The 15,286-nt window shown below is 66.0% G+C and carries 13 protein-coding genes; 1 reads left to right on the forward strand and 12 read right to left on the reverse strand.

The genetic code is table 11. The features are described from left to right. Nucleotides 1–25 precede the first annotated feature (25 nt). The 7 genes from ML401_RS30870 to ML401_RS30900 all read right to left on the reverse strand — a co-directional run bounded on the left by ML401_RS30870 (nucleotide 26) and on the right by ML401_RS30900 (nucleotide 8,651). Nucleotides 26–619 carry a TRAP transporter small permease subunit gene (locus ML401_RS30870; RefSeq protein WP_211415941.1) on the reverse strand — a complete coding sequence of 198 codons (594 nt, stop codon included), beginning with the start codon at nucleotides 617–619 and terminating at the stop codon, nucleotides 26–28. A 10-nt stretch (nucleotides 620–629) separates the two neighbouring features. Continuing rightward, nucleotides 630–1,631 carry a TRAP transporter substrate-binding protein gene (locus tag ML401_RS30875; RefSeq protein ID WP_285807935.1) on the reverse strand — a complete coding sequence of 334 codons (1,002 nt, stop codon included), beginning with the start codon at nucleotides 1,629–1,631 and terminating at the stop codon, nucleotides 630–632. 37 nt (nucleotides 1,632–1,668) lie between these two features. Beyond that, complete coding sequence (locus ML401_RS30880; protein ID WP_285807936.1) at nucleotides 1,669–3,327, reverse strand: hydantoinase B/oxoprolinase family protein; 1,659 nt, start codon at nucleotides 3,325–3,327, stop codon at nucleotides 1,669–1,671. A gap of 2 nt (nucleotides 3,328–3,329) precedes the next feature. Further along, nucleotides 3,330–5,414: a hydantoinase/oxoprolinase family protein gene (locus ML401_RS30885; RefSeq protein WP_285807937.1), complete on the reverse strand. Its 2,085-nt coding sequence runs from the start codon at nucleotides 5,412–5,414 to the stop codon at nucleotides 3,330–3,332. A 141-nt stretch (nucleotides 5,415–5,555) separates the two neighbouring features. Continuing rightward, complete coding sequence (locus ML401_RS30890) at nucleotides 5,556–6,377, reverse strand: NAD-dependent protein deacetylase (protein ID WP_211415937.1); 822 nt, start codon at nucleotides 6,375–6,377, stop codon at nucleotides 5,556–5,558. Nucleotides 6,378–6,421: 44 nt separating this feature from the next. Continuing rightward, complete coding sequence (locus ML401_RS30895; RefSeq protein WP_285807938.1) at nucleotides 6,422–7,258, reverse strand: glucose 1-dehydrogenase; 837 nt, start codon at nucleotides 7,256–7,258, stop codon at nucleotides 6,422–6,424. A 73-nt stretch (nucleotides 7,259–7,331) separates the two neighbouring features. Next, nucleotides 7,332–8,651 carry a solute carrier family 23 protein gene (locus ML401_RS30900; protein WP_285807939.1) on the reverse strand — a complete coding sequence of 440 codons (1,320 nt, stop codon included), beginning with the start codon at nucleotides 8,649–8,651 and terminating at the stop codon, nucleotides 7,332–7,334. Nucleotides 8,652–8,791: 140 nt separating this feature from the next. Between ML401_RS30900 and ML401_RS30905 the strand changes: the two genes are divergently transcribed. Further along, complete coding sequence (locus ML401_RS30905) at nucleotides 8,792–10,126, forward strand: dicarboxylate/amino acid:cation symporter (RefSeq protein ID WP_194404373.1); 1,335 nt, start codon at nucleotides 8,792–8,794, stop codon at nucleotides 10,124–10,126. Between the two features lie 186 nt (nucleotides 10,127–10,312). Here ML401_RS30905 and ML401_RS30910 read toward each other — a convergent pair whose 3' ends face one another. The 5 genes from ML401_RS30910 to ML401_RS30930 form a co-directional block, all read right to left on the reverse strand. Then, complete coding sequence (locus tag ML401_RS30910; RefSeq protein ID WP_285807940.1) at nucleotides 10,313–11,926, reverse strand: ABC-F family ATP-binding cassette domain-containing protein; 1,614 nt, start codon at nucleotides 11,924–11,926, stop codon at nucleotides 10,313–10,315. 169 nt (nucleotides 11,927–12,095) lie between these two features. Next, complete coding sequence (locus tag ML401_RS30915) at nucleotides 12,096–12,443, reverse strand: RidA family protein (protein ID WP_018317734.1); 348 nt, start codon at nucleotides 12,441–12,443, stop codon at nucleotides 12,096–12,098. A gap of 11 nt (nucleotides 12,444–12,454) precedes the next feature. Then, nucleotides 12,455–13,576 (reverse strand): FAD-binding oxidoreductase, encoded by a 1,122-nt coding sequence (locus ML401_RS30920; RefSeq protein ID WP_285807941.1) that lies wholly within the window; start codon nucleotides 13,574–13,576, stop codon nucleotides 12,455–12,457. After that, nucleotides 13,573–14,991 (reverse strand): NAD(P)/FAD-dependent oxidoreductase, encoded by a 1,419-nt coding sequence (locus ML401_RS30925; protein ID WP_211415931.1) that lies wholly within the window; start codon nucleotides 14,989–14,991, stop codon nucleotides 13,573–13,575. The genes ML401_RS30920 and ML401_RS30925 overlap by 4 nt, the downstream gene beginning before the upstream one ends. Continuing rightward, a complete protein-coding gene (locus tag ML401_RS30930; RefSeq protein WP_194404377.1) occupies nucleotides 14,988–15,284 on the reverse strand; it encodes a (2Fe-2S)-binding protein in 297 nt (98 codons plus the stop codon). The genes ML401_RS30925 and ML401_RS30930 overlap by 4 nt, the downstream gene beginning before the upstream one ends. Between the last annotated feature and the right edge of the window lie 2 nt (nucleotides 15,285–15,286).

Below are 15,286 nucleotides of genomic sequence, written 5' to 3' on the forward strand. Positions count from 1 at the left end.
CTAAATCCGGGAGCGGGCAAGGCGGTCATTCGACGGGCGAGGCCTTCATGCGGTGATCTTCCAGCGGCAGGCCGAGCACGGCCTGGATTGCCCGCGCCAGGAACTGCAGCGTGAGCAGCAGCATGCCGAAGGTGACGACGGCTTCCGGAAACCACAGCGGCGTATCGCTCGAGGTCGAAACCTGGCCGCGCGTGTACGCGGCAAAGGCGAACTTCGCCATCGACGATGTCAGGAAGGCCATGAAGGCGAAGCCGGCCGCGGCCGAGAGGATCTCGAGCCCGCGCTGCACCGCCACTGGGGCGTTCTTCAGGAGCAGCACGACGCGGATGTGGCCGCCGACCCGCAAGGTCATGGCGGCGCCGAAGGTGAACGACGCCGCCATCAGATAGGAGGAATACTCCCAGGCGATCGAGATGCTCGGCGGAAAGAACGGCAGAAAGTTCGACAGGAATCGCGTCGCGACCTCGCACAGCATCAGCAGCGTCAGCATCAACAGGCAGCCGCCGCCGATCCAGCCGTCGAGCCGGCCGAGACGATCGATGCCGTCGAGCAGGATGCGCAGCGGCGCGGGCGCCGCTGCGTTGAGGCTCTGTGGTGCTTCGGGCGAAACGCTCACCACGACGCCGCCCTCAGCCGCGCTTCATGTCGGCGAGATAGGCCCGCACCGGCTTGTCGGCCGCCGGCACGCGCTTGAGGAAGGCGTCCAGCTGCGGCGCGGTCTTGGCGCGGATGTCCTTCATCATCGCGTCAGAGACCGGCACCACCTCCATGCCGCCCTCCTTGAGGCGGTTGAGGCTGTCGACGTCGGCCTTGAGCGAGTTCGCCCAGAAGCCCGGCTCCATCTTCGCGGCGATATCCGCCACGAGCTTCTGCTGGTCCGCGGGAAGCGCCTTCCAGGAATCGAGATTGACGGTGAGCATCTGCGACGACCAGACGTGGTTGGTCGGGTAGACATATTTCAGGAATTCCCAGAACTTGCCGTCGACACCTGATACCGACGAAGTGGAGACGCCCGATACGGCGCCCGAGGCGAGCGCGGGAATCGTCTCGCCCCAGGGGATCATCACCGCCGCCATGCCGATCGCATTCAGCATGTCCACCGCATTCTTGTCGGGCACGCGGATCTTGATGTTCTTCAGGCCCTCGACGTCGGCGACCTTGGCCTTGAGGTGCAGATACTGCGTCGGCCACGGCACGATGTAGAGGATCTTCTGGTTGTTGCGCGCGGCGATCTTCTCGTATTCGGGCCGCACATATTTGTGCAGCACCTTCAGCTCGTCCACGGAGCCGCAGAGGAACGGAATGCTCTCGACGCCCATGAAGGGCTCGTCGCCGACCTGCTGGATGTTGAGGACGTCGGCGAGCGGCACCAGGCCGTCGCGCACCGCGCGCAGATGCTCGGGTCCCTTGAAGCCGAGCTGGCCGCCGGCCTTCACGGTGATGGCGACCGCGCCGCCCGTCTGCTTCTTCACCTCCTCCGCGAAGGCCATTGCGTTCTGGGTGTGGAAATTGCCGTCGGGCCAGACCGTCGACATATCCCAGTTCGTCGTCGCCGCCCGCGCGCGGGTCGAGATGTGGCCGGCGGCGAGCAGCGTCGCTGCGCCCGCGGTGAAATTCCGTCGCGTGATCATCGAGCCCCTCCGTTTGTTACCACGTGCACTGACACCGTCAGCGCGCGTATCCATAAACTGCAACAGCATTGTCCGCGGACACGAGCCCGCTTTCGATATCGTTCTGGACCGCCGCACGATCGCGCTCGGTCGGCGCGCCGATGCCGGCACCGCCGGGCGTCAGCACCACGAGGCGGTCGTCCGGCGGCACCTGCTGAAAGCCCTTGCCGCGTAGCTTCTTGCCGGACTTGAGGCCGACATAGCCGGCTTCGCCGTTCTTGCCGCCATCGCGTCCGCGCGGCGGATGATCGATGCGGTCGAAGGCCGCGAGGATGTCGAACGGCGCATCGACGCCGCTGCCGACCTCAATGATCTGGCCGAGACCGCCGCGGGTGCGCCCTGCCCCGCCGGAATCCGGACGCAGCTCCTTGCGCCAGAAGATCAAAGGCGTCTGCGTCTCCGCGATCTCCACCGGCGTGCCGCGCACGCCGCTTGGATAAGCGGTGGCTGACAGGCCGTCCTTGCCGAAGCGCGCGCCGGTGCCGCCATTGGACGTCACCGCCATCGAGAACCCGTAATTGCCGCCGACGCCGGAACGGGTCTGGCCGCGGACGTTGAGATTCCACAGGCAGGAGGTGCCCTCCGCCGGCACGCGCTCGGGGATGATCTGACGCAGGCAGCCGAACACCACGTCGGGCAGCATCTGGCCGATGATGTGGCGGGAGGCCACGGGCGCCGGCTTCGGCGCATTGAGGATCGCGCCCGCCGGCGCCGAGACCGTCAGCGGCGAGAGCGAGCCGGCATTGTTCGGGATTTGCGAGGCGACGACGCAGCCGAGGCCGAACACGGTGTAGGCGGTGGTGTAGGACAGCGGCACATTGATGCCGAATTTCGAGGCGGCGGACGTGCCGTCGAAATCGACGTGGATGCCGTCGTCCGAGATCGTCAGCGTCGCCGCCAGCGTCACCGGGGCATCATAGCCGTCGACGACCATCGTGTTGCGCCAGCTGCCCTTCGGCAGCTTTGCGATCTCGGCCAGCACCGCCTCGCGCGAGCGATCGCAGATGTAGTCGCCGAGCTCGTCGAGCGTGTCGATGCCGAACTCGGTCATCATCTCGACCAGGCGCTCGCAGCCGACGTCGTTGCAGCCGGCGAGCGAATAGGTGTCGCCCTCGGTGTCGATCGGCAGGCGCGTGTTGGTGCGGATCATCGCCATCAGCGTCTCGTTGACGACGCCCTGGTCGATCAGCTTCAGCATGGGGATGTAAAGCCCCTCCATGAACACGTCGGTGGCGTCAGGGCCGAAGCCGATGCCGCCGATGTCCATGAGATGGCTGGTGCAGGAGAACAGCGCCACCGGCTTGCCGTCCTTGAAGCAGGGCGTGGTGACGACGAAATCGTTGAGGTGGCCGGTGCCCATCCAGGGGTCGTTGGTGATGTAGGCATCACCCTCCTTCATCGTCGCCAGCGGAAAATGATTGATGAAGTGCTTGACCGATTCCGCCATCGAGTTGACGTGACCGGGCGTGCCCGTCACCGCCTGCGCCAGCATGCGCCCCCTGAGGTCGAACACGCCGGCGGAGAGGTCGCCGCATTCGCGCACGATCGGGCTGAAGGCGGTGCGGAGCAGCACCTGCGCCTGCTCCTCGACCACGGCGATCAGCCGGTGCCACATGATCTGAAGGTCGATCAGGCTCGCGCCATTTGCCTTGCTCATGATCAGGCCGCCTTTCGTTCCATGACGATGCTGCCGGCACCGTCGATATGCGCGTTGAAACTGGTGGAGACAAAAGTAGATGTTTCGTCCTCCGCGATCACGGCGGGTCCCGCAATGGTCGCGCCCGGCGCCATGTCCTCGCGGCGATAGAGCGGGATCTCGATGACCTCGCCGGCGCGGCCGTCGAAGAACTTCCGGCTGCCGGACGCCTTGGCCGCGGGCTTGCGCGCGACGGAAGCAACGGCCGGCGGATTGCGCGCCTCGGTGGTCGCCAGCACCGACCAACTCAAGACTTCGATCGCCGCGCCTGGAATGGCCCGCTCGAACATCGCGGAATAGTCCGCCTCGAACTTCTGACGCAGGCCCGCGAGATCGGCTGTCGTCAGCCGCCGGTTCGGCAGCTCGACGGATATCTCATGACCCTGGCCGACATAGCGCATGAAGGCGGCACGGCGCTCGCGCACCGGCGCACCGGCAGCGCCAGGCTCGACCAAAGCGCGCGCTTCGGTCACCATCTCCTGCAAGAGGTCGGAGACCCCCTCGGTGTCGAAATCGTCGAGCCGGACATGACGGCTGCGCACCAGCTCATAGGCGATGGGAGCTGCCAGGAAGCCGACGGCCGAGCCGACGCCGGCATTCGACGGCACGATCACCCGGGAGACGCCGATCTTCTCGGCAACGCGCGCCGCATGCAGCGGCGCGGCGCCGCCAAAGGCAATCAAGGTGTGCTGGCCGACGATCTCACCGCGCTCGACCGCGTGGACACGCGCCGCACTCGCCATGTTCTCGCAGACGACTTCGTGCACGGCATAGGCCGCGGTTTCCGCGGACAAGCCGAGCGGCTCGCCGACGTCACGCAGCAGCGCCTGCTTCGACAGCTCGGGGTCGAGCTTGATCGTGCCGGCGGCGAACGCATCGGGATCGATCATGCCCAGCGCAACGTCCGCATCGGTCACCGCCGGACGCTGGCCGCCGCGGCCGTAGCAGGCGGGGCCCGGCTCCGACGAGGCGCTCTCCGGGCCGACCGTGACGCGCTTCATGGCGTCGACATGCGCGATCGAGCCGCCGCCGGCGCCGATCTCGACCATCTCGATCACGGGGATGCGCACCGGAAGGCCGGAGCCCTTGAGGAAGCGCGCGGCGCGATCGACCTCGAACACGCGCGAGGTCTCGGGCTGGTACTTCTCGATCAGACAGATCTTTGCGGTGGTGCCGCCCATGTCGAAGGACAGCACCTTGCTCTCGCCAAGCCTTGCCGCGATCTGCGCCGCGAAGATCGCGCCGCCGGCGGGGCCGGATTCGACGAGACGCACCGGAAAACGCCGCGCCGTCTCGATCGAGGTGACGCCGCCGCCCGAGGTGACGAGGTAGATCGCGCCGCGGAACTGTTCGACCTGCAAGGCGTCGGCCATGCGGGCGAGATAACCGTCGATCAGCGGTTGCACATAGGCATTCGCGACCGCAGTCGATGTGCGCTCATACTCACGGATCTCGGGACAAACGGCGGAGGACACGGTCAAGGAGATGCCGGGCATCTCCTCGGCCAGGATCGCGGCGGCGCGGCGCTCGTGCTCGGGATTGGCGTAGGAGTGCAGGAAGGCGATCGCGACGCTCTCGACGCCCAGCTCGCGCAATCTTGGCGCGAGGCCTCGCACCGAAGCTTCGTCAAGCGGGAGGCGGACGGCGCCGTGAGCATCGACGCGCTCCGGCACGGTGAAACGCAGGGAACGCGGCGCCAGCGGCCTCGGCTTGTCGATGCCGAGATCGTACTGGTCGTAGCGGCTTTCGGTGCCGATATCGAGCACGTCGCGGAAGCCGTCGGTCGCGATCAGGGCCGTCCTGGCACCGCGGCGCTCGATGATCGCGTTGGTCGCGAGCGTGGTGCCGTGAATGAAGACGTCGATGTCGCTGATATGGGCGCGCGCGTCGGCAAGAATGAGACGCATGCCGTCCAGCACCGCCTGCTCGGGCCGCTGCGGCGTCGTCAGCAGCTTGCGCGTCTTGCGCGCCTCGCCCACGTCCAGCACGATGTCGGTGAACGTGCCACCGATATCGACGGCAAGCCGCACCTCGGCTCCCTCAAGCATTCCAAATTCTCCGTGCTGATCGTCTAGACTGTGGCTGAAAGCGCAGCAATTCCCGTGCCATGAGGCATGCCGGCAACGCCGTGCCCGGCTATTTTGCGCGGCACCTATGCAATAGGCAAGGCGTGTTCGCAGCCTGCGCGATCAGAGCAGGAATGCAAGCGCCGCCTCGCAGCGCTCCTCGACCTTGAGCGTCAGGAGATCGTCGGCGCGGGTGCGGCCGAGATTGACCGCCGCAATCGGAATGTTGCGCTGCGCGGCAGCCTTTACGAAGCGGAATCCGGAATAGACCATCAGCGACGAGCCGACGATCAGCATGGCATCGGCCTGCGACAGATGGTCCTGCGCGGTCGCGACGATGTCGCGCGGGACGTTCTCGCCGAAGAACACGACGTCGGGCTTGAGGATGCCGCCGCAGGCTTCGCAAGCAGGTACCGTGAACGACGAGAACTCCGCGTGCTCCAGATCGGCGTCGCCATCGGGCGCATCGGCGGCATCGAGCGTCAGCCATTCCGCATTGGCGCGGCCGAGCGCATCCTGGAATTCGCTCCGCGGCGTCTTCGCCCCGCAGCCCATGCAGCGGACCAGATCGAGCCGTCCGTGCAAATCGATCACCTGGCGGTGGCCGGCGGATTGATGCAGCCGGTCGACGTTCTGGGTCAGCAACATCTCGCAGCGCCCGCTCGCCTCGAGCCGCGCCAGCGCGTGATGCGCGTCGTTCGGCTTCGCCTGGCCGAACCGCCGCCAGCCGATCAGGCTGCGGGCCCAATAGCGCTGGCGCGTAAGCTCGTCCGACATGAAGGACTGGAAGTTGACCGGCTGGGTCCGCTTCCAATTGCCATTGCTGTCGCGATAATCGGGGATGCCCGAATTGGTGCTGCAGCCGGCGCCGGTCAGCACGAACAGCTTGTCGTGCCGATCGATGAAATCCTGGAGCGGAGGGGTTGCCAGCGGAGCGTTTGCCATGAGGCAGATGTAGGCTGCGCCGGGCGGTTTTGCCAGATCACGTCCTAGCTCGCCCAGTTCTCGCGAAACTCCGGGAATAGCGTCAGGCCTCCGCAGGCATAGAGGGTCTGTCCGGTGATGTAGCTCGCATCATCGGAGGCGAGGAAGGCGAAGACGGCGGCGATCTCCTCCGGCGTGCCGACGCGTCCCATGGGAATGTGGGAGGTGACGACGCCGCGTTTCTCCGGATCGCCGGTCCAGGCTTCATTGATCGGCGTGTCGATCGCGCCGGGCCCCACCGCGTTGACGCGAATACCACGGCCGGCGAACTCCAGCGCCAGCGTACGGGTCAGATTGGCCATGCCGCCCTTGCTGATCGAATAGGCGAGATAGCCGGGCTTCGGAATGATCTGGTGGACGCTGGAGCAGTTGATGATGCTGCCGCCTCCGCCGCGCTTGACGAAATGCGCAAGAGCCTTCTGCGCGCAGAGCACGGCGCCGTTCAGGTTGACGTCGATGATCCGGCGATAGGTTTCGACGTCGAGCGCCTCGCTCGGCGATTCCTTCTGAAAGCCGGCATTGTTGACGAGACAGTCGAGGCGCTTGAAGCGCGACAGGACCGTCTCGAACATCGCGGCGATGTCCTGCTCGCTGCCGACATTGGCCTTGACGATGCAATGATCGGGCTCGCCGTGACCGCGATCGCGCGAAGCGGCGCGCGCAAGCGCGCGCGTCTCCTCGGCCCGCTCCTCGTGCTCGAAATAATTGATGGCGACCGTTGCACCCTCCTGGGCAAGCCTGACGGCAACCGCGCGGCCGATGCCTTGTGAGGCGCCGGTCACCAGCGCGTATTGGCCGACGAGGCGCGAGGGAAACGAAGTCGAGCGATCGGGTTGCGGCATGGGTTCTCTCCGGAATGCCTCATCATCGACGGAAAGCGCCTTTTGTTCCATCCCTTCAGTGCATCCCTGGGATTCATTCCGCGCGGCGCGCGAGTGGCGAGGTCAGGATCTGATAGAGGATGATCGCGCCGAAGGTTGCGGTGCCGATCCCGCCGATCGTGAACGCACCGAATTTGAGCGTGAGATCGCCGGCGCCCGCGGTCAACGCCACGGCGACGGTGATCAGGTTTGCAGGATTTGCAAAGTCGACCTTATTCTCGACCCAGATCCGGCCCGCCATCGCCGCGATCAGTCCGAACAGCACGATCGAGAGGCCGCCGATGACGGGGCCCGGGATCGACAGGATCAGCGCGCCGAATTTCGGCGAGAAGCCGAGCAGGATCGACACGATGGCAGCGAAGGCGAACAGCAATGTCGAATAGACCTTGGTCGCGGCCATGACGCCGATATTCTCGGCATAGGTGGTGACGCCCGTGCCGCCGCCGCAGGCGGCGACGATGGTCGCAAGGCTGTCGGCGAACAAGGCGCGACCCAGATAGGCATCGAGACTGCGGCCCGTCATGGCGCCGACGGCCTTGATGTGGCCGAGGTTCTCGGCAACCAGAATGACGGCGACCGGCGCGATCAGGAAGATGGCGTCGGCCTGGAACGTCGGCGCTGTGAAGTTCGGCAGGCCGAACCACGGCGCGGCCGAAAGCTGGGTGAAGTCGATCGGCTTGCCGAAGCCGAGACCGTTCGCGAACAGCAGATACAGAAAATATCCACCGATCGCGCCGAGGATGATCGGCAGCCTGCGCCACAGGCCAGGGGCTGCGACGGCGACCACGCCGATGATCAGAACGGTCGCGAGCCCGATTGCCGTGTCGAACGTATTGGCGCTCACCGCCTTGACCGCGACGGGTGCGAGGTTGAGGCCGATCGCGGCGACCACGGCGCCGGTGACAGCCGGCGGCAGCAGCCGCTCGATCCAGCCGACACCGGACCACATCACGATCAGCGCGATCACGCCGTAGAGCACGCCGGCGCCAACGATGCCGCCGAGCGCAACCGAAATATTGGGATTCGCCCCCTGCCCGGCATAACCGGTGGCGGCGATAACGACGGCGATGAAGGCGAAGCTCGAGCCGAGATAGCTCGGCACGCGCCCGGCGACAATGACGAAGAAGATCAGCGTGCCGATGCCCGAGAACAGGACCGCAACGTTGGGATCGAACCCCATCAGCAGCGGGGCGATGATCGTCGAGCCGGACATCGCGACGCAATGCTGCAGACCGGAGACGATTGTCTGCCCCCATGACAGCCGCTCCTCCGGCATGATCACGCCCGAGGTCCTGAGTTTCCAGCGCGGAAAATAGCCCGGCGTTTGCTGGCCGGAGCCGGTTGCAGTCGTCATGTTCCCCCCAATTGCGGTGCAGCGATCGATCTTCGTGCGATCCGACAAAAATGTGATTGTCACTTCTGCGGTGGCCATCACATGGTGCAGATCATGCACGAGCCGAATCCTGCACCATCAATGCGTTCAGGGCACACTCTATGACACAAGTCGCGATCCAGCCAGCCATCCTCCGCCGGCACCAACCCTGGTACAAGATCCTCTACGTCCAGGTCCTGATCGCGATCGCGCTCGGCGTGCTGATCGGCTATGTCTATCCCGATCTCGGCAAGGCTCTGAAGCCGCTCGGCGACGGCTTCATCGCGCTGATCAAGATGATGATCGCGCCTGTCATCTTCTGCACTGTGGTGCACGGCATCTCCTCGATGGGCGACCTCAAGCGCGTCGGCCGGGTCGGGCTGAAGTCGCTGATCTATTTCGAAGCGGTCTCGACCGTCGCGCTCGCCGTCGGCCTGCTGGTCGGCGAAATCCTCCAGCCGGGCCACGGCTTCAATATCGATCCCGCCACGATCGATCCGAAATCGGTGGCGACCTACGTCACCAAGGCCAAGGAAGAGGGCATCGTCGCCCATCTGATGGCGATCATCCCCGACAGCTATCTGGGCGCGATCGCCCGCGGCGACCTGTTGCAGGTGTTGCTGATCTCGATCCTCTCGGGCTTCGCCATCGCCTTCCTCGGCAAGGCCGGCGAACCCATTGCGGATGCGATCGACAAGGCCGCGAAGATGTTCTTCGGCATCATCCGCATCATCGTGCGCGTCGCGCCGATCGGCGCCTTCGGCGCGATGGCGTTCACCGTCGGCGCCTATGGCCTCGGCTCGCTGCTCAACCTCGCCGCGCTGATCGGCACGTTCTATCTCACGAGCATCCTGTTCGTGCTGATCGTGCTGGGCGCGATCGCACGGCTCGCCGGCTTCTCGATCCTGCGCTTCATCGCCTACATCAAGGACGAGCTCCTGATCGTACTCGGCACCTCGTCCTCGGAGACGGTGCTGCCGCAGATGATCCAGAAGATGGAGCATCTCGGCGCCTCGCGCTCGGTGGTCGGCCTCGTGATCCCGACCGGCTACAGCTTCAACCTCGACGGCACCAACATCTACATGACGCTGGCGACGCTGTTCCTGGCGCAGGCGACCAACACCCATCTGACGATCTGGCAGGAGCTCGGCATCCTGGGCATCGCCATGATCACCTCGAAGGGTGCCTCGGGCGTGACCGGCGCCGGCTTCATCACGCTCGCCGCGACGCTCTCGATCGTGCCTGACATCCCGATCCAGTCGATCGCGATCCTGGTCGGCATCGACAAGTTCATGAGCGAGTGCCGCGCGCTGACCAATCTGATCGGCAACGGCGTTGCCTGCGTCGTGATCAGCATCTCCGAAGGCGAGCTCGACCGCGAGGCGCTGCACGAGACCATGGCCCACCCGCTGGAGATCGGCGAGGCGCTGGAGCCGGGTGGAAGCACGGCCTCATAGGCCAGCGCACCGCGAAGCCCCAGGTTCCGACGCGGTAGTTTCCCGGAGTAGTAAAATGATGCGGCAGGCGTCACAACAATCGGGTTGGGATCACGAAATTCATACTCATTTTTTCCACCCGACGCGCTGGGGGCAGGGCGTCGGGTTTTTGAAAATCACTGCCAAATTCAAAACTGCAAGGCGGGGTCAGATGATCCCGCCATCGATGCGCGGCAACTTGCCGGCAACATCGATCCGCCGCGTGATCCCGATTGCCTGCAAGAACGCTTCGTCGTGGCTGACGACGAGCAGCGCACCGTCATAGGCCCGCAATCCCGCTTCGACGGCTTCGATGGACTCGAGGTCGAGATGATTGGTCGGCTCGTCCAGGATCAAGAGGGACGGCGGCGTCTGCCCGCCCAGCACGCAAGCGAGCCCCGCGCGAAACATTTGCCCGCCGCTCAAACGTCCGGCGCCTTGCAAGGCGGCATCGGCGCGAAACATGAACCGGGCCAGCGCGGCATGGCACTCGTTCGCACCCGCTGCCGGATTGAGGCGCCGAAAATTGTCCAGGATGGAGAGCCCTGGGTCGAGCAGACTGACCCTCTGGTCGAACAGCGCGAGATCCGGCCTGACCCGTACCACGCCTGAAAGCGGTCGCAGCTCGCCCGCGACGAGTTTCAGCAGTGTCGTCTTGCCGGAGCCGTTGGGCCCGACCAGCGCGACGCGCTCCGGCCCGACGATCGCAAATGAGAGATCGCGCAAGATAGGCTGCTCCGGCCGGTAGCCGGCACTGACGCCGTCGAGCCAGAGCACCTCCCTGCCCGCCGGCAGACCCGTCGCCGGCAGCTTGACGGAAAGCGGCTGAAGGATCTCGACGCGCCGGCGCGCCGCGTCGACGGCCTCGCGCGCGTTTGCGCGCTGCCGCTCGGCGATCTGCGCAGTCTTGCCGCCGGTGTCTTCGCTGCGATCCTTGCGCGCTCCGGCCAGGATGCGCGGCATGTCGCCCTTGGCGCGCTTCTTTCTGCCGCCGCTGTCCTTGCGCGCCTTCTTCTCCGCGGCCTCCTGCGCCTTGCCGTCGATCTCGGACAGCCGCCTCTCGGCATGCGCGAGGTCGTGCCTGACGGCGGCGAGCTCGACGGCTTTCTGTTCGCGAAAGCTGCTCCAATTGCCGCCGTAGCGCGCGGCGCCGAGTGACGTCAGCTCGACAATCGCATCCAGGGTGTCGAGCAGGTCCCGATCGTGGCTGACAACGATCGCACCGCCGCGCCAGGCTGCCAGCAGATCGGTTACGGCCTTGCGTCCGTCCCGGTCGAGATTGTTGGTGGGCTCGTCCAGCAGCAGGAAGTCGGGCTCTGCGAAGATCAGCGCAGCGAGCCGAACCCGCGTGATCTGGCCGCCGGACAGGAACGACAGCTCGGTGTCGGGAGAGGAAGCGAACCCGAGGCGCGCCAGCGCGGCCTCCAGCCGCGCATCGAGTGTCCAGTCGATCGCAGCGATGTCGTCGGCGGAGGCCTCGCCCCGCTCGGCTCGGCGCTGCAGCTCGAGCGCCGGCCGCACGCCGAACAGATCGGCCACGGTCGCGCTTGCCGGCCATTGCACGTCCTGACGCAGCAGGCCGATGCTGCCGTTGACCAGAACGCGTCCGGACTGAGGAAGGTGCTCCCCTGAGATCGACGCAAGCAGCGTCGTCTTGCCGACGCCATTGCGGCCGACGAGACCGGTCCGCTCGTCCGCAAATGTCAGATCGACGTCGGAGAAAAGAGGACGGCCGTCAGGCGTGGACAGCGACAGGTTCGACAGGATGATGGAAGCAGGCATGGAATTCCCCGTGGGCAAGGCGGATGGGCTTTGCGGTCGGGGTGAAATCCATGGCTGGAACGATCCTGGTTGAGGGAGCCCCTAACTATTCTCTTCGAAGGGCGAGATCAAGGCACGGCGCGAGGAGACGACAGCGCGAGAGGCGCTATCGTCCCTGGTCGCTGTGCCATCAGCCCTTCAGCGCGGTGACCACCACCTCGATCAGCGCGCTGCCGCCGAGATCGGCGACGCCGACGGTGGCGCGGGTCGGCAGATTGTCGCCGAAGAACTCGGTCCAGGCCGCGTCCATCTCCTTCTTCTTGGAGAGATCGGTGACGAAGATCGAGGCGCTGACGACGCGGCTCTTGTCGGTTCCCGCTTCCTTCAGATAGCCGGCGATCTTGCCGAGGATGTTGCGCGTCTGCTCGCCCATCGAGACCGAGGTGTCGTCGGCGATGGTGCCGCCGAGGAAGACGAAGCCATTGGCTTCGACGGCGCGGTGCATGATGGGCGTGCGGATGCTGCGGGTGATGCTCATGATGTTCCTCTTTAGAGCGTGGAAGGATGGAAACGGTCGATGCCAAGATCGCCAATGCGGGTCTGGGTGCCGCCGTTGACGATCAGCTCCGCCATCACGGCGCCAGCGCCGGGGCCAAGCTGGAAGCCGTGCAGCGAGAAGCCGAACTGGTGATAGAGGCCCTTGTGACGGCTGCTCGGACCGAACACCGGAATGTCGTCCTTCATCTTGGCCTCGATGCCGGCCCAGGCGCGGACGATGGTGGCGCTGCGCATCACCGGGAACAGCTCGAACACGGTGCGAGCGCTGGTCGCGAGACTCTTCCAGTCCAGCACCGTCTCGTTGCGATCCTGATAGGGCGTCGCCAGATGACCACCGCCGATCAGCACGGTGCCGTTCTTGAATTGCTTGAAGGAGAGCTTTCGCCCCCGCAGGATCACGACGGGATCGATGAAGTGCGGCACGCGCGAGGTGATCATCAGCATCGGTGCCACGGTCTCGACCGGAACGGGCTCGCCGAGATCAGCCGCGATCTTGCCGGCCCAGGCGCCGGCGGCATTGACGAGCACCGGCGCGGCAAATGTCTCAGGGCCGACATCGACATGCCAGAGGCCGTCGTCATAGCGGATGTTGCCGGCGGCCATGCCTTCGCGCACGGTCGCACCCAGCTGCTCGGCCTTGCGACGGAACGCCGTCGTCGCCTGCGCCGGATTGGCCGCGCCGTCGCGGCGCGACACGACGCCGCCAGGGCAGGTTTCGGCGACTGCCGGCACGAGACGCCGGAGTTCGGCAGCGTCAATCAGCTCTTCATGGGTGAAGCCGAGCGCGTTGAGCTCGGCGACACGCGCGCGGCAGACCGCGAGCTCCTCCTCGTTCTCCGCGACCAGCACCTGGCCGTAGCTTTCAAAGCTGCAATCGTCGTCGACGAGATCCGAAATCTTCTCCCAGATTCCCATCGAGCGGATCGAGAGCGGGATCTCGGGAATATGCCGCGCGAGCTGGCGCACGCCGCCGGCGTTGACGCCGGAGGCATGGCGGCCGGCATAGTCCTTCTCGATCAGCACCGGCTTCAGCCCGGCGAGGCAGAGATGCAGCGCGGTCGAGCATCCGTGGATGCCGCCACCAATGACGATCGCATCCACATTTCGAGTCATCCGCGCACCACCGCCTTGATATCGTCTTCGCTCTTCGGGACGGCGGCGAGCTCGGCGAGCGTGATCGGCTTGACCGGTGCGCGCAGCCGGTAATAGCCGATCTCCTGCGGCGTCTTCCCGCGCGCCTGCGCCATCAGCTCCGTGACGGTGAGGCCGCAGAGACGGCCCTGGCACGGGCCCATGCCGGTGCGGCGATAGGCTTTGAGCTGATTGGGCCCGGTCGCGCCGATCGCGACGGAATCGAGCACGTCCTTTGCCGTCACCTCTTCGCAGCGACAGACGATCGTGTCGCCCGAGGGGATCCGGAATTGCGGCGCGGGGCGGAACAGCGTGTCGAGGAAGACGCGGCCGCGTTCCGCCTTGGCGAGATCGGAACGGAGCGTTGCCATCGGCGCAAGCTTCGCGGCAGAAGCGGGGGCCAGCGCTTCGACCGCCGCGCGCGCGGCGATGCGGCCGCGCACAACGGCCGCATTGGCGCCGCCGATGCCGGCGCCGTCACCGGCGATCGCGATGCCGGCAACTGACGAATTGCCGCTCGCATCGAGCACCGGCGACCAGCACAGTTGCAGATTGTCCCAGCGGTGCTCGACGCCGGCCGCCATCGCCAGATTGACATTGGGCACGACGCCCTGATGCAGCAAGAGCAGATCGGCGGCAATGGTCTCGCGCTTGCCGCCCGCGACATAGCTCACGCTCGCGAGCTGGCCGTCGCCGGCCGCCGCAAGCTCGGTGACGCCGGAGACGACCTGCACCTTCGCCTTCACCTCGCGCATCATCGACAGGCCCTTGGCGAAATAGGGCGAGGTCAGGAAAGCAAAGGCATGCGGCAGCGCCGCGAAATAATTGCCGCGCTCGGTGGTGTCGAGGATGCGGTCGATGCGGCCGCCGAGCCGCAGGATCTGCGCGGTGAGCAGCCAGAGCAGCGGGCCCTGCCCCGCGATCACCGTGCGGCCGTCGGGCACGAGCGCCGAGGATTTCAGCATGGTCTGCGCCGCGCCGGCGGTCATCACGCCCGGCAAGGTCCAGCCGGGAATCGGGAACGGCCGCTCCAGCGCACCGGTCGCGAGGATCACGCGCTTCGCCCTAACGAAGGCGGAGGCGCCGCCGATCGAAACCGCGATGTCGAGATTGCGATCGAGGCTCCAGACGGTCGCGCGATGGATCACTTCGGTGCTGCCAGCGCGCAGCGACTGCACGAGATCGGCACCGACCCAATAGTCCTCGCCGAGCTGCTTGCGATCAGTCACCGGCGTCGAGGCGATGGCGCGAAACACCTGACCGCCCGGACCGGCATTCTCGTCGAGCAGCAGCGTTGCGAGGCCGGCTTCGGCAGAGGTTGCCGCGGCGGCGAGGCCCGCAGGTCCCGCGCCGATCACCACGACGTCATAGTCTTCGCGCTTGGGAGCCACAGTCATTTTCCGATCTCCCGCTTGCCCTTCTGGATTTCGACCTGCATGCCCTCCGCGACGGGCACAAGACAGCCCTGGCGGTTGCCGACACCGTCGATGGTGACGAGACAGTCGAAGCACACGCCCATCATGCAATAGGGCAGGCGCGGCGCGCCGCTTACCGCCGTCGAGCGCCGTGCGTCGACGCCGGAGGCCAGCAGCGCGGCAGAGACGGTGTCGCCCTGGCGTGCCGCGACGGCGACGCCGTCGACGAAGATTTGCACGGCCGGCCGTTTGTCCTGTTCGGATCGTCTGAACATCC

This window comes from Bradyrhizobium sp. 62B (assembly GCF_030272265.2).
Classification (GTDB): Bacteria; Pseudomonadota; Alphaproteobacteria; order Rhizobiales; family Xanthobacteraceae; genus Bradyrhizobium.